General features: G+C 50.8%; 22 protein-coding genes. 15 read left to right on the top strand and 7 right to left on the bottom strand.

All coding sequences use genetic code 11. The features are described from left to right. Positions 1-66 precede the first annotated feature (66 nt). On the bottom strand, positions 67-315 hold the full coding sequence (locus A7098_RS13040; RefSeq protein WP_001217553.1) for a DinI-like family protein: 249 nt from the start codon (positions 313-315) through the stop codon (positions 67-69). 61 nt (positions 316-376) lie between these two features. Further along, entirely contained in the window at positions 377-1,474 is a 1,098-nt protein-coding gene (locus A7098_RS13035) for a site-specific integrase (RefSeq protein ID WP_000332276.1), read from the bottom strand. A gap of 88 nt (positions 1,475-1,562) precedes the next feature. Here A7098_RS13035 and dusA point away from each other — a divergent pair, with 88 nt between their 5' ends. Beyond that, the gene (gene dusA / locus A7098_RS13030) at positions 1,563-2,600 is read left to right on the top strand and encodes a tRNA dihydrouridine(20/20a) synthase DusA (protein WP_089641404.1); all 1,038 of its coding nucleotides are present in this window, start codon (positions 1,563-1,565) and stop codon (positions 2,598-2,600) included. Between the two features lie 135 nt (positions 2,601-2,735). After that, positions 2,736-2,978, top strand: a complete 243-nt coding sequence (gene pspG / locus A7098_RS13025) for an envelope stress response protein PspG (protein WP_000891404.1) — start codon at positions 2,736-2,738, stop codon at positions 2,976-2,978. Between the two features lie 163 nt (positions 2,979-3,141). Here pspG and A7098_RS13020 read toward each other — a convergent pair whose 3' ends face one another. Further along, positions 3,142-4,125, bottom strand: a complete 984-nt coding sequence (locus tag A7098_RS13020; RefSeq protein ID WP_000235546.1) for a quinone oxidoreductase — start codon at positions 4,123-4,125, stop codon at positions 3,142-3,144. 82 nt (positions 4,126-4,207) lie between these two features. On the opposite strand from A7098_RS13020, the gene dnaB reads away from it, so the two are divergent. From dnaB to A7098_RS12990, 6 genes are all read left to right on the top strand, one after another. Beyond that, positions 4,208-5,623 (top strand): replicative DNA helicase, encoded by a 1,416-nt coding sequence (gene dnaB / locus A7098_RS13015; protein ID WP_000918355.1) that lies wholly within the window; start codon positions 4,208-4,210, stop codon positions 5,621-5,623. A 52-nt stretch (positions 5,624-5,675) separates the two neighbouring features. Then, positions 5,676-6,755 carry an alanine racemase gene (alr, locus tag A7098_RS13010; protein WP_001147290.1) on the top strand — a complete coding sequence of 360 codons (1,080 nt, stop codon included), beginning with the start codon at positions 5,676-5,678 and terminating at the stop codon, positions 6,753-6,755. 242 nt (positions 6,756-6,997) lie between these two features. Continuing rightward, a complete protein-coding gene (tyrB, locus tag A7098_RS13005; RefSeq protein WP_105280909.1) occupies positions 6,998-8,191 on the top strand; it encodes an aromatic amino acid transaminase in 1,194 nt (397 codons plus the stop codon). Positions 8,192-8,526: 335 nt separating this feature from the next. Beyond that, positions 8,527-9,240 (top strand): acid phosphatase AphA, encoded by a 714-nt coding sequence (aphA, locus tag A7098_RS13000; protein ID WP_010344812.1) that lies wholly within the window; start codon positions 8,527-8,529, stop codon positions 9,238-9,240. Positions 9,241-9,350: 110 nt separating this feature from the next. Beyond that, entirely contained in the window at positions 9,351-9,767 is a 417-nt protein-coding gene (locus tag A7098_RS12995; protein WP_000270381.1) for a secondary thiamine-phosphate synthase enzyme YjbQ, read from the top strand. 3 nt (positions 9,768-9,770) lie between these two features. Then, positions 9,771-10,127: an MmcQ/YjbR family DNA-binding protein gene (locus A7098_RS12990; RefSeq protein WP_000155671.1), complete on the top strand. Its 357-nt coding sequence runs from the start codon at positions 9,771-9,773 to the stop codon at positions 10,125-10,127. Between the two features lie 241 nt (positions 10,128-10,368). On the opposite strand, the gene uvrA is transcribed toward A7098_RS12990, so the two are convergent. Next, the gene (gene uvrA, locus A7098_RS12985) at positions 10,369-13,191 is read right to left on the bottom strand and encodes an excinuclease ABC subunit UvrA (protein ID WP_000357756.1); all 2,823 of its coding nucleotides are present in this window, start codon (positions 13,189-13,191) and stop codon (positions 10,369-10,371) included. A gap of 250 nt (positions 13,192-13,441) precedes the next feature. Between uvrA and ssb1 the strand changes: the two genes are divergently transcribed. Beyond that, a complete protein-coding gene (ssb1, locus tag A7098_RS12980; protein ID WP_000168309.1) occupies positions 13,442-13,978 on the top strand; it encodes a single-stranded DNA-binding protein SSB1 in 537 nt (178 codons plus the stop codon). Between the two features lie 98 nt (positions 13,979-14,076). Here the strand turns inward: ssb1 and A7098_RS12975 are convergent, their stop codons facing one another. Next, on the bottom strand, positions 14,077-14,358 hold the full coding sequence (locus A7098_RS12975; protein ID WP_000224317.1) for a YjcB family protein: 282 nt from the start codon (positions 14,356-14,358) through the stop codon (positions 14,077-14,079). A gap of 447 nt (positions 14,359-14,805) precedes the next feature. Between A7098_RS12975 and A7098_RS12965 the strand changes: the two genes are divergently transcribed. Continuing rightward, complete coding sequence (locus A7098_RS12965; RefSeq protein WP_105280908.1) at positions 14,806-16,392, top strand: EAL domain-containing protein; 1,587 nt, start codon at positions 14,806-14,808, stop codon at positions 16,390-16,392. A 2-nt stretch (positions 16,393-16,394) separates the two neighbouring features. Here the strand turns inward: A7098_RS12965 and soxS are convergent, their stop codons facing one another. Further along, positions 16,395-16,718: a superoxide response transcriptional regulator SoxS gene (soxS, locus tag A7098_RS12960; RefSeq protein WP_000019357.1), complete on the bottom strand. Its 324-nt coding sequence runs from the start codon at positions 16,716-16,718 to the stop codon at positions 16,395-16,397. Positions 16,719-16,803: 85 nt separating this feature from the next. On the opposite strand from soxS, the gene soxR reads away from it, so the two are divergent. The 3 genes from soxR (at position 16,804) to A7098_RS12935 (ending at position 20,965) form a co-directional block, all read left to right on the top strand. Continuing rightward, positions 16,804-17,268 carry a redox-sensitive transcriptional activator SoxR gene (gene soxR, locus A7098_RS12955; RefSeq protein WP_000412428.1) on the top strand — a complete coding sequence of 155 codons (465 nt, stop codon included), beginning with the start codon at positions 16,804-16,806 and terminating at the stop codon, positions 17,266-17,268. A gap of 547 nt (positions 17,269-17,815) precedes the next feature. Next, positions 17,816-19,165, top strand: coding sequence for a guanine/hypoxanthine transporter GhxP (ghxP, locus tag A7098_RS12940; RefSeq protein ID WP_000106865.1), 1,350 nt, complete (start codon positions 17,816-17,818; stop codon positions 19,163-19,165). Between the two features lie 150 nt (positions 19,166-19,315). Beyond that, positions 19,316-20,965 (top strand): Na+/H+ antiporter, encoded by a 1,650-nt coding sequence (locus A7098_RS12935; protein WP_000402198.1) that lies wholly within the window; start codon positions 19,316-19,318, stop codon positions 20,963-20,965. Here A7098_RS12935 and A7098_RS12930 read toward each other — a convergent pair. Further along, complete coding sequence (locus A7098_RS12930) at positions 20,959-21,885, bottom strand: LysR family transcriptional regulator (RefSeq protein ID WP_105280907.1); 927 nt, start codon at positions 21,883-21,885, stop codon at positions 20,959-20,961. The two genes, A7098_RS12935 and A7098_RS12930, sit on opposite strands and share 7 nt — an antisense overlap. 103 nt (positions 21,886-21,988) lie before the next feature. Between A7098_RS12930 and A7098_RS12925 the strand changes: the two genes are divergently transcribed. Then, the gene (locus A7098_RS12925; protein WP_000109436.1) at positions 21,989-22,399 is read left to right on the top strand and encodes a CidA/LrgA family protein; all 411 of its coding nucleotides are present in this window, start codon (positions 21,989-21,991) and stop codon (positions 22,397-22,399) included. Beyond that, on the top strand, positions 22,392-23,081 hold the full coding sequence (locus A7098_RS12920) for an LrgB family protein (protein WP_105280906.1): 690 nt from the start codon (positions 22,392-22,394) through the stop codon (positions 23,079-23,081). The genes A7098_RS12925 and A7098_RS12920 overlap by 8 nt, the downstream gene beginning before the upstream one ends. Positions 23,082-23,088 lie beyond the last annotated feature (7 nt).

Here is a 23,088-nt window from a genome sequence, read left to right as displayed (position 1 = left end):
GGCTGGTGAACTTTCGATAGTGCGAGTATTGAATGATTTCCAGCCGTTACCGATTTTACGTGTTAATTAGTGAACAAACCACTCGTCAGCAGATTCCCAGGTATCTTTCAGAGTCTCCTGAACAAAAGTTTTTGCAGAATCCTTATCTGCGGTGCGTGTAACAGAAAGGCCATCGTTGCTGGTGGCTTTTACGATCACCTCTACATCGTCATAACGTTTACTGATGCGTCGGGTTAATTCTTCCTTTAACGCATCCACAGCACCGGTTGGCATTTTAGTCATTTTTTCTTTGGCTATGCAGATTTCAATACGCATAAAAGTCCCTCTATACTGTGTTTGTATACAGTATTATTTTTAACTGTATGGATAAACAGTGTCAAGAGGTCTTATTCCTGCTCCTTTGGAGCTCTTCAAAACGATTATGTAAAGATTTCGGATACAGTTCGGTATATACCTGCCATAGCACGTTTAATGAACGATGCCCTGTAACCTGGGCGACTTCCTCAATACTAAAACCAGCCTCAAATAAGCGACTTGCCCCTTCTCTACGCAAATCATGGTATCTCAGATCCTTAATACCTAATTTGCTTCTTACCCTCTGAAATCCCGCAGTAACAGAAGTGCTGTTATATGGAAAAATGAATTCCGATTTTTGAGGCTGTCGTTGGACGATATCCCAGGCTTCCCCAAGCAAGGCTACTTTCATGTGGTTGCCTTCCTTTTTGCGTGGATCTTTCCTGTCTCTTACGAGTATAGATTTTTGTTCCTGGTCGAGATCTTCCCATCGTAACCGGCATACTTCTCCGATTCGCATACAGGACCACACAGAAAATTTGAGGATATCAACGAACGGAATTTTTGAGCATTTATGAGTAGATCGTTGTTGAAGGCCTTCAATGAGCATGTCCAGTTCATCAGATGCTGGTCTACGATTACGACGGTTTGATTTACCAATCAAACCAAGTTTAAGTAGATATGGACGAGCACTTTTCGCCGGGTTTGATGTGTAATTAATTCCGTATACAGGTTTGGCCGCATCCAGAACACTGCCAAGATAACTAACATCGTGGCTGACTGTTGCTGGACCTGCACCAGCGTTGTTTCTTAGCCTGCAATGTTCAATTACGTCATTTTCTGTCAGTTCAGATAGTTTGATCGCGGATATGTCACTATCCATAAGCAGTTCCAGCACATATCTTTTAGTACGGCCTGCTTTACCTCCAGCATTTGGGTCATTTAAATATTTGTGTAGTAAGTCACGGACTGTAAGTCCGTCAACTGCATTTGATGATGGAATGCCATATAGATCTAATTCCATCACTTTCTGTGTGCCCCATGTTTTGGCATGAGCATGTTTAGGGAATGTTTTGCTTTCCCTGTAAGTGATAACACCTTTTTCTTTGATAATCACATTACAGCGATAGCGTGGTGTGCCATCGGATTTTAGTCGTTTCTCTATGTTATAGTACGCCATTACACGACCTCGTTATTTCGGGTTCCCATAAAGCGTGGGAACCTGTGCGGGAACCTAACGCGAGAAAAATAGCCTGAAATGTTCAAAAATGCACGATAATCATGAAACACAAAAAATTAATCAAACCAGCGCAATGCCTGAAAAAACTGACGTTCACTGGAGTGGTCGGTTTAGCGTTGCACCAATGCTCGACTGGACGGACAGACATTGCCGTTATTTCCTGCGTCTGCTCTCCCGCAATACACTTCTCTATACCGAAATGGTGACCACGGGGGCAATTATTCACGGTAAAGGTGATTACCTGGCGTACAGTGAAGAAGAGCATCCGGTGGCGTTGCAACTGGGTGGAAGCGATCCAGCGGCACTGGCGCAGTGTGCGAAGCTGGCAGAAGCGCGCGGATACGATGAAATCAACCTGAATGTCGGCTGCCCGTCTGACCGGGTACAGAACGGCATGTTTGGCGCGTGCCTGATGGGTAATGCGCAACTGGTAGCCGACTGCGTTAAAGCGATGCGCGATGTGGTGTCGATTCCAGTCACGGTGAAAACGCGTATTGGTATTGACGACCAGGACAGCTATGAATTTCTTTGTGATTTCATCAACACCGTTTCCGGTAAAGGCGAATGTGAGATGTTTATCATCCACGCGCGTAAAGCCTGGCTTTCTGGTTTAAGCCCGAAAGAAAACCGCGAAATCCCGCCGCTCGATTACCCGCGCGTCTATCAACTGAAGCGTGACTTTCCGCATCTGACGATGTCGATTAACGGTGGCATCAAGTCGCTGGAAGAGGCTAAAGCGCATTTGCAACATATGGATGGTGTGATGGTCGGACGTGAGGCGTACCAGAATCCGGGGATTCTGGCGGCGGTGGATCGAGAGATCTTTGGTTCCTCGGATACTGATGCCGATCCGGTGGCGGTAGTCCGCGCCATGTATCCGTACATTGAGCGTGAGCTTAGCCAGGGGACGTATCTCGGCCATATTACCCGGCATATGCTGGGTCTGTTCCAGGGTATTCCTGGTGCGCGGCAGTGGCGTCGTTATTTAAGTGAAAATGCCCATAAAGCGGGTGCTGACATTAACGTGCTGGAACATGCGCTCAAACTGGTGGCGGATAAGCGTTAATTTTTCACCACAAAGTAGTCAAATTCACTATGCCCTGCGCACCGTCGCGGGGCATATTTTTTGATAAATCATAATGTTAGTTTTTGGCATGATTCTTGTAATGGCTGCAAGAGATTTCATATTTGGGAGTACATCATGCTGGAACTACTTTTTGTGATTGGCTTTTTTGTCATGTTGATGGTCACCGGCGTTTCGTTGCTGGGCATTATCGCCGCGCTGGTTGTGGCGACGGCCATTATGTTCCTCGGTGGTATGCTGGCATTGATGATTAAGTTGCTGCCGTGGTTACTGCTGGCGATTGCGGTGGTGTGGGTTATTAAGGCGATTAAAGCACCAAAAGTGCCGAAATATCAGCGTTATGACCGCTGGCGTTACTAAGGGATTGTGCGGATGATCACAACCTAAGGTTTTATCCTTAGAACAAAATAGGAATTGATTATCAAATCTGTCACTATTGCGTCTCTAACAGATTCATCGTGCTGTACCCTACATACAGCCGAACTATAAAAGAAAGGGCTTCCCAGGTGGAAGCCCAATTTCTTTATGGGATCAGTAAGCTGGAACCCTGCGTCGCCCGGCTTTCCAGAATCTCATGCGCTCGCCGCGCATCCTTCAGCGGATATTTCTGTTGCTCTGCGACATCGACCTTAATCACGCCGCTGGCGATCAAAGAAAACAGTTCATTACTGGCTTCGGTTAACTCATCCCGCGTGGTGATATAGCCTTGCAGGGAAGGGCGTGTCACATACAGCGAGCCTTTCTGATTGAGAATGCCTAAGTTCACACCCGTCACCGCGCCTGATGAGTTACCAAAACTGACCATTAAACCGCGACGTTGCAGACAATCCAGCGACCGTTCCCAGGTATCTTTGCCTACGGAATCGTACACCACGCGCACTTTCTTGCCGTCGGTGATCTCTTTTAATCGCTCGACCAGATTTTCGTCGCGATAGTTAATTACCTGCCATGCACCCGCTTTTAATGCACTTTGCGCTTTTTGCGCGCTACCCACAGTGCCAATAAGTTTTGCTCCTAAGGCTTTTGCCCACTGGCAGGCAATTAAGCCCACGCCGCCAGCAGCCGCATGGAACAGGAACTGTTCGTCAGGTTTGATTTCATACGTTTTGCGCAGCAGATAATAAACCGTTAAGCCTTTCAGGAACGACGCGGCAGCTTGCTCAAAAGAGATCGCCGCTGGCAGAATTGCCGCTTTATCGGCATTGACGTTATGCACAGAACTGTAAGCCCCTAACGTTGACTGCGCATAAACCACACGATCGCCCGCTTTAATATGTTTCACGCCGCTGCCGACTTTGCTCACAATGCCAGCCGCTTCGGTGCCTAATCCGCTGGGTAGCGATGGCGGTGGATAAAGGCCGCTGCGGATATAAGTGTCGATGAAATTGATGCCAATGGCTTTATTTTCGACCTGGATTTCATTCTCTGCCGGATCGGCAGGAGTAAATTCCACGGTTTGAAGTACTTCCGGGCCACCGTGCTTGTGAAATTCAATTCGTGTTGCCATGTGTCCTCCAGAACGTATCGTCAGGGTCTGCTTCATATGGTAAAGTTTCGACCCATTCTTTATCTCGGTAACTCCATTCACTATGGCAGGAAATAAACCCTTCAACAAACAGCAGGCTGAACCCCGCGATCGCGATCCACAAGTTGCCGGGCTGAAAGTGCCTCCGCACTCGATCGAAGCGGAGCAGTCGGTGTTGGGCGGTTTAATGCTGGATAACGAACGCTGGGACGATGTGGCCGAGCGAGTGGTGGCAGATGATTTCTACACCCGTCCGCACCGTCATATCTTTACCGAAATGGCGCGTTTGCAGGAAAGCGGTAGCCCAATTGACCTGATCACCCTTGCCGAATCACTGGAGCGCCAGGGGCAACTTGACAGCGTTGGTGGTTTTGCTTATTTGGCGGAACTGTCAAAAAATACGCCAAGTGCAGCGAACATCAGTGCCTATGCCGACATCGTGCGCGAACGTGCCGTTGTCCGTGAGATGATCTCAGTTGCGAATGAGATTGCCGAAGCCGGTTTTGATCCGCAAGGGCGCACCAGTGAAGACTTGCTCGACCTTGCTGAATCTCGCGTCTTTAAAATTGCCGAAAGTCGTGCCAATAAAGACGAAGGGCCGAAGAATATCGCCGATGTGCTCGACGCCACGGTGGCGCGTATTGAGCAACTGTTCCAGCAACCGCACGATGGTGTAACCGGTGTTAATACCGGCTATGACGATCTCAACAAAAAAACCGCTGGCTTGCAGCCGTCGGATTTGATCATCGTCGCCGCGCGTCCGTCGATGGGTAAAACGACATTTGCGATGAACCTCGTCGAAAACGCGGCGATGTTGCAGGATAAACCAGTACTTATCTTCTCGCTGGAGATGCCATCGGAACAGATTATGATGCGTTCTCTGGCGTCGTTGTCGCGCGTTGACCAGACCAAAATTCGTACCGGGCAACTGGATGATGAAGACTGGGCGCGTATTTCCGGCACGATGGGCATTTTGCTGGAAAAACGAAATATCTACATTGATGACTCCTCCGGCCTGACGCCAACGGAAGTGCGCTCCCGCGCGCGCCGTATTGCCCGTGAACACGGCGGCATCGGACTCATCATGATCGACTACCTGCAATTGATGCGCGTACCGGCGCTTTCAGACAACCGTACGCTGGAAATTGCAGAAATCTCCCGCTCGCTAAAAGCCCTGGCGAAAGAACTGAATGTGCCGGTGGTGGCGCTGTCTCAGTTGAACCGTTCTCTGGAACAACGTGCTGACAAACGCCCGGTCAACTCCGACCTGCGTGAATCCGGTTCCATCGAGCAGGATGCGGACTTGATCATGTTTATCTATCGTGATGAGGTTTATCACGAAAACAGTGACTTAAAAGGCATCGCGGAAATTATTATCGGTAAACAACGTAACGGCCCAATCGGGACGGTACGCCTGACCTTTAACGGTCAATGGTCGCGTTTCGACAACTACGCGGGGCCACAGTACGACGACGAATAATAATTATTTTATGAATTAGGTAATTAAAGCAAACACTTATCAAGGAACACAAATGCAAGCGGCAACTGTTGTGATTAACCGCCGCGCTCTGCGACACAACCTGCAACGTCTGCGTGAACTGGCACCTGCCAGTAAACTGGTTGCGGTGGTGAAAGCGAACGCCTACGGTCACGGTCTGATTGAGACCGCGCGAACGCTCCCCGATGCCGACGCCTTTGGCGTTGCCCGTCTCGAAGAAGCCCTGCGGCTTAGGGCGGGGGGCATCACGCAACCTATTTTGTTACTGGAAGGCTTTTTTGAAGCAGACGATCTGCCGACGATCTCCGCTGAACATCTGCATACTGCCGTGCATAACGAAGAACAGCTTGCTGCGCTGGAAGAGGCCAATCTGGAGGAGCCAGTTACCGTCTGGATGAAACTCGACACCGGTATGCACCGGCTGGGCGTGTTACCGGAACAAGCTGAAGCGTTTTATCAACGACTTACGCAATGTAAAAACGTCCGTCAGCCGGTGAATATTGTCAGCCACTTTGCTCGTGCTGATGAGCCAAAATGCGGCGCGACTGAGAAACAACTCGATATCTTCAATACCTTTTGCGAAGGCAGACCCGGCAAGCGTTCAATCGCCGCATCGGGCGGAATTTTGTTATGGCCGCAGTCGCATTTTGATTGGGTGCGCCCGGGCATCATTCTTTATGGCGTGTCACCGCTGGAAGATGGCTCCACCGGTGCCGATTTCGGTTGCCAGCCAGTGATGTCACTGACCTCCAGCCTGATTGCCGTGCGTGAGCATAAAGCAGGTGAACCAGTAGGCTATGGCGGCACCTGGATTAGCGAGCGCGATACCCGCCTTGGCGTGGTGGCGATGGGCTATGGCGATGGCTACCCGCGCGCCGCGCCGTCCGGTACACCAGTGCTGGTGAACGGCCGCGAAGTGCCGATTGTGGGGCGAGTCGCGATGGATATGATCTGCGTAGATTTAGGCCCGCAGGCGCAGGATAAAGCCGGGGATCAGGTCATTTTATGGGGCGAAGGTCTGCCCGTAGAGCGTATCGCAGAAATGACGAAAGTGAGTGCTTACGAACTTATCACGCGCCTGACATCAAGGGTCGCGATGAAATACGTGGATTAATCGTTCTGCAATAGTTGATTGTCTGTGCCGGATGCGGTGTGAAAGCCTTATCCGGCCTGCAAATTTATGTAAATTCAATAAATTGATACACTCTTGTCGTTCGTACCTCTGAAGGTTTTGCGTTTTTTATCAGCTTCGCTGCGTTATTAATTGCTGCTCATTGCTAAACATCCTCTCGATCTTCCCCATCTTCCGGTTTATTGTGTTTTAACCACCTGCCCGTAAACCTGGAGAACCATCGCGTGTTTCAAAAAGTTGACGCCTACGCTGGCGACCCGATTCTTTCGCTTATGGAGCGTTTTAAAGAAGACCCTCGCAGCGACAAAGTGAATTTGAGTATCGGTCTGTACTACAACGAAGACGGGATTATTCCACAATTAAAAGCCGTCGAAGAAGCGGAAGCGCGCCTGAATGCGCAGGCTCACGGCGCTTCACTTTATCTGCCGATGGAAGGGCTTAACAGCTATCGCCATGCTATTGCGCCACTGCTGTTTGGCGCTAATCATCCGGTGTTACAACAACAGCGCGTGGCGACTATTCAAACGCTTGGCGGTTCAGGGGCATTGAAAGTGGGGGCTGACTTCCTGAAACGCTACTTCCCGGAATCAGGTGTGTGGGTCAGCGATCCCACCTGGGAAAATCACGTAGCAATATTTGCTGGGGCTGGATTCGAAGTGAGCACTTACCCCTGGTATGATGAAGTGACCAACGGTGTGCGTTTTGACGATCTGTTGGCGACGCTGAAAACATTGCCTGCCCGCAGTATTGTGCTGCTGCATCCGTGCTGTCATAACCCAACGGGCGCCGATCTCACCAACGACCAATGGGACGCAGTCATTGAAATTCTCAAAGCACGCGAGCTTATCCCATTTCTCGATATCGCTTATCAAGGATTTGGTGCCGGTATGGAAGAGGATGCCTACGCCATTCGCGCCACTGCCAGCGCCGGATTACCTGCTCTGGTAAGCAATTCATTCTCGAAAATTTTCTCCCTGTACGGCGAACGTGTCGGCGGTCTTTCGGTGGTGTGTGAAGATGCCGAAGCCGCAGGCCGTGTGCTGGGGCAACTGAAAGCTACTGTGCGCCGTATTTACTCCAGCCCGCCGAATTTTGGTGCACAGGTAGTGGCAACGGTGCTGAATGATGAGGCGTTGAAAGCCAGTTGGTTGGCAGAAGTAGAAGAAATGCGTACCCGTATTCTGGCAATGCGTCAGCAACTGGTGCGGGTGTTGAGCACTGAGATGCCGGAGCGCAATTTTGATTACCTGCTTAAGCAACGCGGCATGTTCAGCTATACCGGTTTAAGCGCCGCTCAGGTCGATCGCCTGCGCGAGGAATTTGGCGTTTACCTGATCGCCAGCGGTCGTATGTGTGTTGCCGGGCTTAACTCTGCGAACGTGCAGCGCGTTGCAAAGGCGTTTGCTGCAGTGATGTAAGGTTAACCAGCAGGCGGTTGAAAAGCCGCCTGCTCTATTATAAATAAGGGGGGCTATGTATTATCCAGGTAAATAGTACGAAGGAGATGAAGACTTATTTCTTATAAACGTGAATAAAATAGGCGTTTCATTTCCGAACATTTTTATACTATGGAAATATATTAAGTTATTAAATAGTTACAAACACGGACTGGTCTCATGTGATCCTTCTCCCTTTCTTCACAAAAGCCGCAGATAATCCTTCCTTTCCCTCGCTGCTGGCGTTATGGTCAGATGGCTTTTCCAACACACTTCATAATAAAAAGTTTCAACTTACTGACTATTTAGGGAAAAATATGCGCAAGATCACACAGGCATTGAGTGCCGTTTGCTTATTGTTCGCTCTAAACAGTTCTGCTGTTGCGTTAGCCTCTTCACCTTCACCGCTTAATCCCGGCACTAACGTTGCCAGACTCGCTGAACAGGCACCTGTCCATTGGGTATCGGTCGCACAAATTGAAAATAGCCTTGCCGGGCGCCCACCGATGGCGGTTGGGTTTGATATCGATGATACCGTTTTGTTTTCCAGCCCCGGATTCTGGCGCGGCAAGAAAATATTCTCGCCAGAAAGCGAAGATTATCTAAAAAACCCAGCATTCTGGGAAAAGATGAACAATGGTTGGGATGAATTCAGCATTCCAAAAGAGGTCGCACGTCAGCTAATTGATATACATGTCCGCCGTGGCGATACCATCTTTTTTGTGACTGGTCGTAGCCCAACGAAAACAGAAACGGTTTCGAAAACATTAGCCGACGATTTCCACATTCCGGCAAGCAGTATGAATCCGGTAATCTTTGCGGGTGATAAACCAGGACAAAACACGAAAACGCAGTGGTTGCAGGATAAAAATATCCGAATGTTTTATGGTGATTCCGATAATGATATGACTGCCGCGCGTGATGTCGGCATTCGTGGTATCCGTATTCTGCGTGCCTCCAACTCTACCTACAAACCCTTGCCACAAGCGGGTGCTTTTGGCGAAGAGGTGATCGTAAATTCAGAATACTGATAGTGCGGGAGAGTGTGTCACTCTCCCGAATGCTGTTTTTTTAATCACACCTTTATCCTTTCGCTGTCTTGCTGCAAACTGATTAAGAGAGTTTTATCAAGGAGCAGCACATGTGGTATCAAAAGACGCTCACGCTTAGCGCCAAATCTCGCGGGTTTCATCTGGTAACGGATGAAATTCTGAATCAACTGGCAGATATGCCGCGTGTTAATGTCGGTTTACTGCACCTGTTGCTGCAACACACTTCCGCCTCTCTGACACTTAATGAGAATTGCGACCCCACGGTACGCCAGGACATGGAGCGTTTTTTCCTCCGCACTGTTCCCGATAACGGAAACTATGAGCATGATTATGAAGGGGCAGATGATATGCCTTCACATATCAAATCTTCCATGCTGGGAGTATCGCTTGTTTTGCCAGTGCATAAAGGACGTATTCAGACCGGCACCTGGCAGGGTATCTGGCTGGGGGAACATCGTGTCCACGGCGGATCGCGTCGCATCATCGCGACACTACAAGGGGAGTAAAAAATGACCATATCGGAGTTGCTACAATATTGCATGGCAAAACCTGGCGCTGAACAGAGCGTTCACAGCGACTGGAAAGCGACGCAAATCAAAGTGGAAGATGTGCTGTTTGCGATGGTGAAAGAAGTGGAAAATCGCCCGGCGGTTTCGCTGAAAACCAGCCCGGAACTGGCGGATCTTCTGCGTCAGCAGCACAGCGATGTACGTCCCAGCCGACATCTGAATAAAGCGCACTGGAGTACCGTATATCTCGACGGATCGTTGCCGGATTCGCAAATCTATTATCTGGTCGATGCGTCGTATCAGCAGGCGGTGAATTTGCTGCCGGAAGAAAAACGCAAATTGCTGGTACAACTCTGAAAGGAAAAGACCGTTCAGAAAGCGGCCTGATATTGCTGAAAAACTGGCTTAAAAGTCAAAAGCGGCACGGTTTTCCCCCTCGCCCTTTTAGGGAGAGGGCCGGGGTGAGGGTAAATAATCACGCCAGTGCTGGTCTGTTCCCCTCACCCTAACCCTCTCCCCGGAGGGGCGAGGGGACTGTCCGAGCACATTTTTAGACTTTGTCATCAGTCTGAGGCCGCTCAGAAAGCGGCCTTTGTGATTACAGCATTGGTTTGAGGAAGCGCGCTGTATGCGAAGCTTCGCACTCCGCGACGGTTTCTGGCGTACCGGAGACGAGGATTTCGCCGCCGCCGCTGCCGCCTTCCGGACCAAGATCGACAATCCAGTCGGCGGTTTTAATCACGTCCAGATTGTGCTCAATCACCACAATGGTGTTGCCCTGATCGCGCAGTTTATGCAGTACGTCGAGCAGTTGCTGAATATCGGCAAAGTGCAGACCGGTGGTCGGCTCATCGAGAATATACAGCGTCTGCCCGGTGCCGCGTTTTGACAGCTCACGCGCCAGCTTCACGCGCTGGGCTTCACCACCGGAAAGCGTGGTGGCGGACTGCCCGAGGCGGATGTACGTCAGGCCAACATCCATCAGCGTTTGCAGTTTACGCGCCAGCGCCGGTACGGCATCAAAGAATTCACGCGCCTCTTCGATGGTCATATCCAGCACTTCGTGGATGGTTTTGCCTTTGTACTTTATCTCCAGCGTTTCGCGGTTATAGCGTTTACCTTTGCACTGGTCGCACGGTACGTAAATATCCGGCAGGAAGTGCATTTCAACTTTGATCACGCCATCGCCCTGACAGGCCTCGCAGCGTCCGCCACGGACGTTAAAGCTGAACCGTCCTGGCGTATAACCGCGCGCGCGGGATTCCGGTACGCCCGCAAACAATTCGCGCACAGGCGTAAACACGCCGGTATAGGTTGCCGGGTTGGAACGCGGAGTACGACCAATTGGGCTTTGGTCGATATCGATGACTTTATCGAAATGCTCCAGCCCCTGAATATCACGGTAGGGTGCCGGTTCGGCGATAGTCGCGCCGTTCAACTGGCGTTGGGCAATCGGGAACAGCGTGTCGTTAATCAGCGTCGATTTACCGGAACCTGAAACCCCTGTAATGCAGGTAAACAGACCTACTGGCAACGTTAGCGTCACATCTTTCAGGTTGTTGCCGCGTGCGCCTGTCAGTTTCAGCACTTTTTCCGGATTCGCAGGGACGCGTTTCTTCGGCACTTCAATCTTGCGTTTACCGCTCATGTACTGCCCGGTCAACGACTCTGGCACTGCCATAATCGCTTCCAGCGGCCCTTCCGCGACCACTTCGCCACCGTGAACACCCGCGCCTGGACCGATGTCTATAACGTGGTCAGCCGCGCGAATTGCGTCTTCATCGTGTTCCACCACAATCACGGTATTACCAAGATCTCGCAGATGGATAAGCGTACCCAGCAAACGTTCGTTATCGCGCTGGTGCAGGCCGATAGACGGCTCATCCAGCACATACATAACGCCAACCAGCCCTGCGCCAATCTGGCTCGCCAGACGGATACGCTGGGCTTCGCCGCCGGAAAGTGTCTCTGCCGAGCGGGAAAGTGTCAGGTAATTCAGCCCAACGTTAACGAGGAATTTCAGCCGATCACCAATCTCTTTGAGGATTTTTTCCGCAATTTTCGCGCGTTGTCCGGCGAGTTTAAGATTGTTGAAAAACTCCATCGCATGACCGATGCTCATGTCAGAGATTGCAGGTAGCGGCGTATTCTCGACATAAACATGGCGCGCTTCACGGCGCAAACGCGTCCCTTCACAACTGGCGCACGGACGATTGCTGATAAACTTAGCTAACTCTTCACGTACCGCGCTGGATTCCGTCTCTTTATAACGGCGCTCCATATTGTGCAGCACGCCTTCGAACGGATGGCGGCGGATGGAGGTATCGCCGCGATCGTTCATGTATTTAAATTCGATATTTTCTTTGCCAGAACCGTACAGCACCACTTTATGCACGTTTGCGCTCAGACTGCCCCACGGCGCTTCGACGTCAAACTTATAGTGATCTGCCAGTGATTTCAGCATCTGGAAATAATAGAAGTTGCGGCGATCCCAGCCACGGATCGCCCCGCCAGCCAGCGACAGTTCCGGGTTCTGGATCACGCGATCGGGATCGAAATATTGCTGTACGCCGAGGCCGTCACAGGTCGGGCAGGCGCCCGCCGGGTTGTTAAACGAGAACAGGCGTGGTTCCAGTTCGCGCATACTGTAGCCGCAAATCGGGCAGGCGAAGTTCGCGGAGAACAGCAGTTCTTCCGCTTTGGGATCGTCCATATCCGCAACAACCGCCGTACCGCCGGAAAGCTCCAGTGCGGTTTCAAACGATTCCGCCAGACGCTGGGTAAGATCGTCACGCACCTTGAAGCGATCGATAACCACTTCAATGGTGTGTTTCTTTTGCAGTTCCAGTTTCGGCGGATCGGAAAGATCGCAGACTTCGCCATCAATACGCGCGCGGATATAACCCTGACTCGCCAGATTCTCCAGCGTTTTAGTGTGTTCGCCTTTGCGCTCTTTGATGATTGGCGCGAGTAGCATCAGACGTTTGCCTTCCGGCTGCGAAAGCACGTTATCCACCATCTGGCTGACAGTTTGCGCTGCCAGCGGAACGTCGTGGTCCGGGCAGCGCGGCTCGCCGACGCGAGCGTACAGCAGACGCAAATAGTCGTGGATTTCAGTGATGGTCCCCACTGTGGAACGCGGGTTATGAGACGTCGATTTCTGTTCAATTGAGATGGCGGGAGAAAGCCCCTCAATATGATCGACATCCGGTTTTTCCATCAGTGACAGAAACTGCCGCGCGTAGGCGGAAAGGGATTCAACGTAACGACGCTGCCCTTCGGCATATAAGGTGTCGAAAGCGAGCGAGGATTTGCCAGAACCCGAAAGCCCGGTGACGACAATCAGTTTGTCGCGGGGGATAACGAGGTTGATATTCTTGAGATTATGGGTGCGGGCGCCCCGAACTTCGATCTTATCCATTCACCTTTCCCGGATTAAACACTTTTTTGCCCGGCGGCATGGCGCTACCGGCGATCACAAACGGTTAATTATGACACAAATCGACCTGAATGAATATACAGTATTGGAATGCAAAACCCGGAATGCTGTGTAACAATGTCGGGCCATGTTTGTTTACCGGAACCGAGGTCACATCGTGGTAAAACCGCTATTGGTAATGCTACAATCGCGCGTTTACACTTATTAGAACGTTTTTTTCAGGAGACACGACATGGCCAGCAGAGGCGTAAATAAGGTTATTCTCGTTGGTAATCTGGGCCAGGACCCGGAAGTACGCTATATGCCGAATGGTGGCGCAGTTGCCAACATTACGCTGGCTACTTCCGAATCCTGGCGTGATAAAGCGACCGGCGAGATGAAAGAGCAGACTGAATGGCACCGTGTTGTGCTGTTCGGCAAACTGGCGGAAGTTGCCAGCGAATATCTGCGTAAAGGTTCTCAGGTTTATATCGAAGGTCAGCTGCGTACCCGCAAATGGACTGACCAATCCGGCCAGGATCGCTACACCACAGAAGTCGTGGTGAACGTTGGCGGCACCATGCAGATGCTGGGTGGTCGCCAGGGCGGCGGCGCACCGGCAGGCGGTAACGTCGGTGGCGGTCAGCCGCAGGGCGGTTGGGGGCAGCCTCAGCAGCCGCAGGGTGGCAATCAGTTCAGCGGCGGTGCGCAGTCTCGCCCGCAGCAGTCCGCTCCGGCAGCGCCGTCTAACGAGCCGCCGATGGATTTCGATGACGACATTCCGTTCTGATTTGTCATTAAAACAATAGGTTATATTGTTTTAATGTGGGTGATTAAAGCATCCGCCAGCCATAAAAAAGAAGCCTCCGTTATGGAGGCTTCTACATATCAGGTCAAAATCATCGGCCACTGTGGTGGAGTTTGACCCATCCCTTCCACCATCACCGACTCAATGTTGTGCCAGATGGCAGTAATATCGGTCATTGTGATGCCAAGCAACCCCATTGCGAACCAACAGGCGGAAACCACGCCCAGACCGCTACTGATCACTGCCAGCCCGACATAATCAGAGCGCCGGAAACGGATGTTGAGCGTGCTGGCCAGAAACATCAATATGGCGCTAAGAAGCTGCCAGCGAAGGAGAACCACGCCAGTGGTGAGGGTAGCCATCAAACATTTCCTCTGAAAATTACCAAGCCCTGGATAGCACGGCATTACTCACGGGGGGCGTGATACACTCTGGCTATCGCGGGACTTTCAGAACATAAAATGAAACACTTAGTTTGTTTCATAAATTTTTGTGAACTATATCACAATTGCTCGTTTGTTAGCCAGATTATGCTGCTACTTTTATTGCTGCACTAATTATGTGGTTTTTCAGTGAAATCGAGACAATGCATAATAAAGAAATATTTTAACTTCCTGCCTGACCTGCATTTTTTCAGCAAAGCCCTTTTGATATCAGCGAGTTATTTTTATTTAAACAAAGATTATGAAGGTATCAATTTCAAATCAGGCAAAAGTGCTATTTATACCGTAAGATTTATCTAACGTCGTCGGTAGCCAGGGTTTTAACCTTGCAATGACCAGGTATAACCAGGCAGGGAATTGATAGAAATGAGTCATAGTGTGCGACACAAATTGCTGGCGTTGCCGGGTATTATCTTTGTAGTCCTCCTTCCCATCATTCTGTCGCTATGGATCGCCTTTCTTTGGGCTAAAGCGGAAGCGAATAATCAACTTCGTGCTTTTGCCCAGTTGGCACTGGAGAAATCCGAGCTGGTCATTCGCCAGGCAGATTTAGCAAGCGACGATGCGGAAGGCTATCAGGGACAAATTTGTACTCCCACTCATCAACAACAAATGTTGAATATTATCCGTGGTTATCTTTATATCAACGAATTGATCTATGCCCACGATAACCTTTTTTTATGCTCAACATTAATGGCTCCCGTTAACGGCTATACGATATCGCCAGCGAACTATAAGCGTGAACCTAATGTCTCAATCTATTATTATCGCGACACTCCTTTTTTTGCCGGTTATAAAATGACCTATATGCAACGAGGAAACTATGTCGCGGTAATTAACCCTTTATTCTGGAGCGAGGTGATGTCTGACGATCCAACGCTGCAATGGGGGGTATATGATACGGTGACGAAAACCTTTTTCTCTTTAAGTAAACAAGCCTCAGCAGAAAAATTCTCACCATTGATTCATCAAAGGGAAATAACCGTACAGCAGAACGGTTATTTATATGCGATAGTCCATTCAACAAAACGTCCCATTGCTGCTATCGTTGCAACCTCCAATCAGCGTATTTTGTCACACTTTTATAATCACCTTGTATTTGCCTTACCGGCAGGCATTATGGGCAGCCTGGTGCTGCTTTTACTCTGGCTGCGTATAAACCAGAAGTACCAGTCACCTAAGCGTAAATTGCAACGTGCCCTCGAAAAACGGCAGCTTTGTCTCTATTACCAACCGATTATTGATATTAAAACGAATAAATGTATTGGTGCTGAGGCATTGCTACGCTGGCCGGGGAATCAGGGACAGGTAATGACGCCAGCAGAGTTTATTCCGCTGGCGGAACAAGAGGGTCTAATTACGCAGGTGACAGATTATGTCATTAATATGGTGTTTGACGATCTTGGTTCCTTGCTGGCAAAACACCCTGAATTATCTACTTCAATTAATTTGTCTGCCTCCGATTTTCATACTTCAAGGGTGATTGCCTTAACCAATCAAAAAATAGAACAATTCACCGTGCGTCCGCAGCAAATTAAATTTGAAGTCACTGAACATGCATTTTTAGATGTCGCCAAAATGACGCCGATTATTCTGGCTTTCCGTCAGGCTGGTTACGAAGTGGCGATCGATGACTTTGGTATTGGCTACTCCAACCTGCATAACCTTAACTCATTGAATATTGATATCCTGAAAATCGATAAATCGTTTGTTGAGACGTTGACCACGCATAAAACCAGCCATTTGATTGCGGAACACATCATCGAACTGGCACATAGTTTGGGTCTAAAAACGATTGCAGAAGGGGTGGAAACGGAGGATCAGGTCAACTGGCTGCGCAAACGCGGCGTGCGCTATTGTCAGGGCTGGTACTTTGCAAAGGCGATGCCGCCGCAGGTTTTTATGGCATGGGCAGAGCAATTACCCGCGCATGACGCCATGCGCGGGCAGTAACCCTAGATCCGGTGGCGGTAATCGCTGGGAGTGCGATCAAATTGCCGACGGAAAACGCGGGAAAAGGTCTGCTGTGAAACGTAACCCAGATCCATCGCGATATCAAAAATAGGGCGCTCGGTGGTGCGCAGTTCAACGGCAGCCAGTAGCAGTCGGCGTTGACGAATGTAATCGCCAAGCGTCTGATGCGTCACAGTGCGGAACATTCGCTGTAAATACCACTTTGAATAACCTGATTTTTTCGCCACCACATCAATGTTCAGCGGCTGGTCGATATGCTCGTCAATCCATGCGATAAGATCCTGAATAATTTTCTGATGGGACATAAATCTGCCTCTTTTCAGTGTTCAGTTCGTTAATTCATCTGTTGGGGAGTATAATTCCTCAAGTTAACTTGAGGTAAAGCGATTTATGGAAAAGAAATTACCCCGCATTAAAGCCTTGCTTACTCCAGGCGAAGTGGCGAAACGTAGCGGCGTGGCGGTATCGGCGCTGCACTTCTATGAAAGCAAAGGATTGATTACCAGTATCCGCAATAGCGGTAATCAGCGGCGATATAAGCGTGATGTGTTGCGATACGTCGCAATTATCAAAATTGCTCAACGCATTGGCATTCCGCTGGCGACCATTGGTGAAGCGTTTGGTGTGTTGCCCGAAGGGCATACGTTAAGTGCGAAAGAGTGGAAACAGCTATCTTCGCAATGGCGAGAAGAACTGGATCGACGCATTCATACCTTAGTCGCGCTGCGTGATGAACTGGACGGTTGTATTGGCTGCGGCTGCCTTTCGCGTAGCGACTGCCCGTTGCGTAACCCGGGCGACCGCTTAGGGGAAGAAGGCACCGGCGCACGCTTGCTGGAAGATGAACAAAACTAAAGCGCCACAAGGGCGCTTTAGTTTGTTTTCCGGTCTTTGTCTTTCACTCTATCCCGCTGGTACACGGGAGGGTTTCCCCCGACGTCAACACACCTCATTCGAGCACGTGGTGGAGGTTCCGGTTAGTGTTGATACTTTAATTGTATGTCACCGCTGTTTCTTCGCCAGTGCAAAGTGATCCTTTTTAACCGCAATATTTTTGCCATCTTGCGTGATTTTTTACCGTAAACCTTCGCCACAAGTTGCCTACAAATGCCGTAATTTTGCGCATCCACGATAACGTTTGCGCATCAATTGCCTGGTTTTTCATCGTCAACACAAGAAAAGGGAAAAAAGCAGCAAACTTCGGTTGAAAAAGCCGCTATGATCGCCGGATAATCGTTTGCTTTTTTTTACCACCCGTTTTGTATGCGCGGAGCTAAACGTTTGCTTTTTTGCGACGCCCCAGATTGTCGCAAACCTGAAGCAGGAAGAATAACGTTTCGCTGGCAGGGGATTGTCCGCCACGCATCTTGACGAAAAATAAACTCTCAGGGGATGTTTTCTTATGTCTACGCCATCAGCGCGTACCGGCGGTTCACTCGACGCCTGGTTTAAAATTTCACAACGTGGAAGCACCGTCCGTCAGGAAGTGGTTGCCGGGTTAACAACGTTTCTGGCGATGGTCTACTCGGTTATCGTCGTTCCAGGTATGTTGGGTAAAGCGGGCTTCCCGCCAGCGGCAGTTTTTGTTGCAACTTGTCTGGTTGCCGGGATTGGTTCTATCGCGATGGGGTTATGGGCCAATCTGCCGTTGGCTATCGGCTGCGCCATCTCTCTGACGGCGTTTACCGCATTCAGCCTGGTGCTGGGGCAACATATTAGCGTACCTGTCGCGCTGGGTGCCGTGTTCCTGATGGGTGTTCTGTTTACGGTAATTTCTGCCACGGGTATCCGTAGCTGGATTTTGCGCAACTTACCGCACGGCGTGGCACACGGCACGGGGATTGGTATCGGCCTGTTCTTGCTGCTGATTGCCGCTAATGGTGTCGGTCTGGTGATTAAAAACCCGCTCGACGGTCTGCCCGTTGCGCTGGGTGATTTCGCAACCTTCCCGGTGATTATGTCGCTGGTAGGTCTGGCGGTAATTATCGGTCTGGAAAAACTGAAAGTACCAGGCGGTATCCTGTTAACCATTATCGGCATCTCGATTGTGGGTCTGCTCTTTGATCCTAACGTCCATTTCTCTGGCGTTTTCGCCATGCCTTCATTGAGCGATGAGAACGGTAATTCGCTAATTGGTAGCCTGGATATTATGGGGGCGCTGAACCCTGTGGTTCTGCCGAGCGTACTGGCGCTGGTGATGACTGCTGTTTTCGATGCTACCGGAACCATCCGTGCGGTAGCCGGTCAGGCGAACCTGCTGGATAAAGACGGGCAGATTATCGACGGTGGTAAAGCACTGACCACCGACTCCCTGAGCAGCGTTTTCTCTGGCCTGGTCGGTGCGGCTCCGGCTGCGGTATACATTGAGTCTGCGGCAGGTACAGCGGCGGGCGGTAAAACCGGTCTGACGGCAATCACGGTTGGCGTGCTGTTTCTGCTGATTCTGTTCCTCTCTCCGCTCTCTTACCTCGTTCCGGGTTACGCAACAGCTCCGGCGCTGATGTACGTTGGCCTGTTGATGTTGAGCAACGTGGCGAAAATCGACTTTGCTGATTTCGTCGATGCAATGGCGGGTCTGGTAACAGCAGTATTCATCGTGCTGACCTGTAACATCGTAACTGGCATCATGATCGGCTTCGCGACCCTGGTGATTGGTCGTCTGGTTTCTGGCGAATGGCGTAAGCTGAACATCGGTACGGTCGTTATCGCCGTGGCGCTGGTCACCTTCTATGCTGGAGGCTGGGCAATCTAAGCTTTAATAAGATTCTGAAAACGGGTGGCAATGGCTGCCCGTTTTTATTTTCTCCGTACATTGTGTGAGCTTTTGCGATATTCTGAAAAACTGAGAGTCCGGGCATAACGCCTTTCTCAAATCATAAAAAACATTGCAAACAGGGAACGCATGGAAATCTTCTTCACCATACTGATAATGACCCTCGTGGTCTCGCTGTCCGGGGTGGTCACTCGTGTCATGCCCTTTCAGATCCCGCTTCCGCTTATGCAAATCGCCATCGGTGCGCTACTGGCGTGGCCGACGTTTGGTTTGCATGTGGAGTTTGATCCTGAACTCTTTTTAGTCTTGTTTATCCCGCCGTTGCTGTTTGCTGATGGCTGGAAAACACCAACCCGCGAATTTCTCGAACATGGTCGGGAAATATTCGGCCTCGCGCTGGCGCTGGTGGTGGTCACTGTGGTCGGCATTGGCTTCCTTATTTACTGGGTGGTGCCGGGTATCCCGCTGATACCCGCCTTTGCGCTGGCGGCGGTGCTCTCTCCGACCGATGCCGTGGCGCTCTCCGGGATTGTTGGCGAAGGGCGCATCCCGAAAAAAATCATGGGTATTTTGCAGGGCGAAGCGTTGATGAATGACGCCTCCGGCCTGGTGTCGCTGAAGTTTGCCGTGGCAGTTGCGATGGGGACGATGATCTTCACCGTTGGCGGCGCGACGGTTGAATTTATGAAAGTGGCCATTGGCGGTATTCTCGCCGGTTTTGCGGTGAGCTGGCTGTATGGTCGCTCGTTGCGTTTCCTCAGCCGCTGGGGCGGTGATGAACCCGCGACGCAGATCGTATTGCTGTTCCTGCTGCCGTTTGCCTCTTATCTGATTGCCGAACATATTGGCGTTTCCGGCATCCTTGCAGCAGTTGCCGCCGGGATGACCATCACCCGTTCCGGCGTGATGCGCCGTGCGCCGCTGGCGATGCGACTGCGCGCGAACAGCACCTGGGCGATGCTGGAATTTGTCTTTAACGGCATGGTGTTCTTGCTGTTGGGTCTGCAACTACCGGGTATTCTGGAAACGTCGCTGGTTGCGGCGGAAATTGACCCTAACGTCGAAATCTGGATGTTGTTTACTGACATCATCTTGATTTATGCGGCGCTAATGCTGGTGCGTTTTGGCTGGCTGTGGACGATGAAAAAGTTCAGCAACCGGTTCCTGAAGAAGAAGCCGATGGAGTTTGGTTCGTGGACGACACGAGAAATCCTTATCGCTTCTTTCGCCGGGGTGCGCGGGGCAATTACTCTTGCTGGTGTGCTCTCTATTCCTCTGCTGTTGCCGGATGGAAATGTCTTCCCGGCGCGTTATGAGCTGGTGTTCCTGGCGGCTGGTGTCATTCTCTTTTCGCTGTTTGTCGGCGTAGTGATGCTGCCTGTTCTGCTACAACACATTGAAGTTGCAGACCATTCACAACAGTTGAAAGAGGAGCGAATCGCGCGCGCGGCAACCGCTGAAGTGGCAATTGTGGCGATCCAGAAAATGGAGGAGCGTCTGGCGGCGGATACCGAAGAGAATATCGACAACCAGTTGCTCACTGAAGTCAGCTCTCGCGTCATTGGTAATCTGCGCCGTCGCGCCGATGGACGTAATGACGTTGAAAGTTCGGTTCAGGAAGAGAACCTGGAGCGTCGCTTCCGTCTGGCGGCGCTGCGTTCTGAACGCGCTGAACTCTACCACCTGCGCGCCACGCGGGAGATCAGCAACGAAACGCTGCAAAAATTACTGCACGATCTCGATTTGCTGGAAGCGTTGTTGATTGAGGAAAATCAATAATCTGCAGGGTTGGCGGGTGAGCCCGCCAACCTGTCTTGCTCTGGCATTAACCAGTATCCTTCACAACAGGTCAGCCACGCCTGGGCACAGTGGGAAAGGTAAACGCCCTCACGCCAAATCATTCCTAATTTCCAGCGTAGTTCGCTTTCCAGCGGCAGCCATTTTAAGGTGTTTTTATCTAATCGCTGGCAAATGGGTTCCGGCAAAATGGCTATTCCGACACCAGCCTGAACCATCGCGGCGAGAAAATCCCATTGTCCGCTGCGAACCGCAATCCTCGGCTTAACGCCATGTTCATCGAATAACGCCATCAATTGCTTACTTAAGGCAAAATCTTCGTTATAGATAAGAAGAGGATGTTCCGCCAGTGTCTCTGGTGAGACGGCATCACGCTCAAGCCATTTACCTGAACGCGGCACCAGAACACAAAGCGGATGACTAAACAGCGATAACGTTGTCAGGCCACTTTCTTCTACTGGCAGGGCGGTCAGTGCCATATCCAGTTCGCCGTTCATTACCGCTTGTTGTACCGTCAGACCACCAAACTCCGAAATCTTCAGTTCCACGCCGGGGTAACGCTGGCGGAACAAGCCAATCGGCCCGGCCATTAACATCCCAACCATCGGCGGGATCCCCAACCGTAAAACGCCGGTTTTAAGCTGATTGATATCGCTAAGCTCAGCTTCCAGTTGCCGAAACTCAGCCAATATAGCCAGCCCGCGCTCAAATACGACGCGACCAGTATCAGTGAGAAGCAGCCGACGACCATCGCGGATCAACAATATACAGTTCAGCTCATCTTCGAGATTCTTCAGCATCTTGCTGATGGTGGGCTGGGTCACAAACAACTTCTCCGCTGCGCGGGTGAAGCTTTGCTGGCGCACGACTTCGACAAAATAACGCAGCGTTCTGATATCCATAACTATTCCCTTTGACTATACCTGCAATGATTTTAATTCATTTCAGTAGCGGCATGAGGCTCTCTATACTTAACGTTCTGTTTTATTTTCAGGATATCCCCTCATGTCCGTGGCGCTTCGCCGCATTACCCCTGCCGTTGTGCAATCTCTTCAGGTATTTGTGCAGGTTGTGCTGTATGCAGGTTTATTTATTTTTGCGCAATATCTCGTCTCCTGGCTGCATTTGCCGCTGCCTGCCAACCTGGTGGGGATGATCCTGATGCTGGCGCTGATTGTTTGCCGCATTATTCCTCTGCAATGGGTACGTGCCGGGGCGCGCTGGTTACTGGCTGAAATGCTGCTGTTTTTTGTTCCTGCCGTGGTGGCGGTGGTGAACTATGCACAACTATTGCTGGTGGATGGTTGGCGTATTTTTGCAGTGATCGCGTTGAGCACGGTGATGGTATTGGGCACGACCGCCTGGGTAGTGGAAAAAGTCTATCGCTATGAAATGCGCAGGTTAAACCGTGACTAATTTTCAGTTAAGTGTGCTTTGTCTGGCGATAACCCTGGTTATCTATTTTCTTAACAAACGCCTTTATCGCCGCTTTCGTAAACTGCCGTTGATGCCTCTGGTGCTGACGCCTGCGCTACTGGTTATGCTGCTGGTTTTTGGCAATATTTCCTGGCAAAACTATATTGGCGAAGCGCACTGGCTACTATGGCTATTAGGCCCGGCAACCATCGCCTTTGCGGTGCCGGTGTATGACAATCGGGCGATCATTAAACGTCACTGGATGTCGCTGACGGCGGGCGTACTGACGGCAACGGTGGTGGCAGTGACCAGCTCGGTGTGGCTGGCACGATTATTTACCCTGTCGGATGAGATCCAGCGTAGCCTGGCGGTGCGTTCGGTCACTACACCATTTGCTCTGGCAGCGAGCCAGTCGCTCGGCGGACAGCCTGATCTGGTGGCGTTGTTTGTGGTGGTCACCGGCGTGTTTGGCATGGCGATTGGCGACGTGCTGTTTTTACGTCTCTCGATTCGCGAAGGGATGGCGAAAGGTGCCGGATTTGGCGCGGCGTCTCATGGCGCCGGGATCGCGCGATCGTATGAATTGGGTCAACAAGAGGGCGTGGTTGCCAGTCTGGTCATGATGCTTTCTGGCGTATTAATGGTACTGGTTTCGCCGCTGGTGGCCTGGATGATGTTCTGAAGAAATT

Origin of the sequence: Escherichia sp. MOD1-EC7011 (assembly GCF_002965005.1) — a bacterium.
GTDB classification, from domain to species: domain Bacteria; phylum Pseudomonadota; class Gammaproteobacteria; order Enterobacterales; family Enterobacteriaceae; genus Escherichia; species Escherichia ruysiae.
This window is presented reverse-complemented; position numbering and strand designations above follow the sequence as displayed.

Bases quoted from the DNA above. Each gene is read 5' to 3' on its own strand.
- A7098_RS13040 (WP_001217553.1), bottom strand. From the start codon at position 315: ATGCGTATTGAAATCTGCATAGCCAAAGAAAAAATGACTAAAATGCCA.
- A7098_RS13035 (WP_000332276.1), bottom strand. From the start codon at position 1,474: ATGGCGTACTATAACATAGAGAAACGACTAAAATCCGATGGCACACCA.
- dusA (WP_089641404.1), top strand. From the start codon at position 1,563: ATGCACGATAATCATGAAACACAAAAAATTAATCAAACCAGCGCAATG.
- pspG (WP_000891404.1), top strand. From the start codon at position 2,736: ATGCTGGAACTACTTTTTGTGATTGGCTTTTTTGTCATGTTGATGGTC.
- A7098_RS13020 (WP_000235546.1), bottom strand. From the start codon at position 4,125: ATGGCAACACGAATTGAATTTCACAAGCACGGTGGCCCGGAAGTACTT.
- dnaB (WP_000918355.1), top strand. From the start codon at position 4,208: ATGGCAGGAAATAAACCCTTCAACAAACAGCAGGCTGAACCCCGCGAT.
- alr (WP_001147290.1), top strand. From the start codon at position 5,676: ATGCAAGCGGCAACTGTTGTGATTAACCGCCGCGCTCTGCGACACAAC.
- aphA (WP_010344812.1), top strand. From the start codon at position 8,527: ATGCGCAAGATCACACAGGCATTGAGTGCCGTTTGCTTATTGTTCGCT.
- A7098_RS12995 (WP_000270381.1), top strand. From the start codon at position 9,351: ATGTGGTATCAAAAGACGCTCACGCTTAGCGCCAAATCTCGCGGGTTT.
- A7098_RS12990 (WP_000155671.1), top strand. From the start codon at position 9,771: ATGACCATATCGGAGTTGCTACAATATTGCATGGCAAAACCTGGCGCT.
- uvrA (WP_000357756.1), bottom strand. From the start codon at position 13,191: ATGGATAAGATCGAAGTTCGGGGCGCCCGCACCCATAATCTCAAGAAT.
- ssb1 (WP_000168309.1), top strand. From the start codon at position 13,442: ATGGCCAGCAGAGGCGTAAATAAGGTTATTCTCGTTGGTAATCTGGGC.
- A7098_RS12975 (WP_000224317.1), bottom strand. From the start codon at position 14,358: ATGGCTACCCTCACCACTGGCGTGGTTCTCCTTCGCTGGCAGCTTCTT.
- A7098_RS12965 (WP_105280908.1), top strand. From the start codon at position 14,806: ATGAGTCATAGTGTGCGACACAAATTGCTGGCGTTGCCGGGTATTATC.
- soxS (WP_000019357.1), bottom strand. From the start codon at position 16,718: ATGTCCCATCAGAAAATTATTCAGGATCTTATCGCATGGATTGACGAG.
- soxR (WP_000412428.1), top strand. From the start codon at position 16,804: ATGGAAAAGAAATTACCCCGCATTAAAGCCTTGCTTACTCCAGGCGAA.
- ghxP (WP_000106865.1), top strand. From the start codon at position 17,816: ATGTCTACGCCATCAGCGCGTACCGGCGGTTCACTCGACGCCTGGTTT.
- A7098_RS12935 (WP_000402198.1), top strand. From the start codon at position 19,316: ATGGAAATCTTCTTCACCATACTGATAATGACCCTCGTGGTCTCGCTG.
- A7098_RS12930 (WP_105280907.1), bottom strand. From the start codon at position 21,885: ATGGATATCAGAACGCTGCGTTATTTTGTCGAAGTCGTGCGCCAGCAA.
- A7098_RS12925 (WP_000109436.1), top strand. From the start codon at position 21,989: ATGTCCGTGGCGCTTCGCCGCATTACCCCTGCCGTTGTGCAATCTCTT.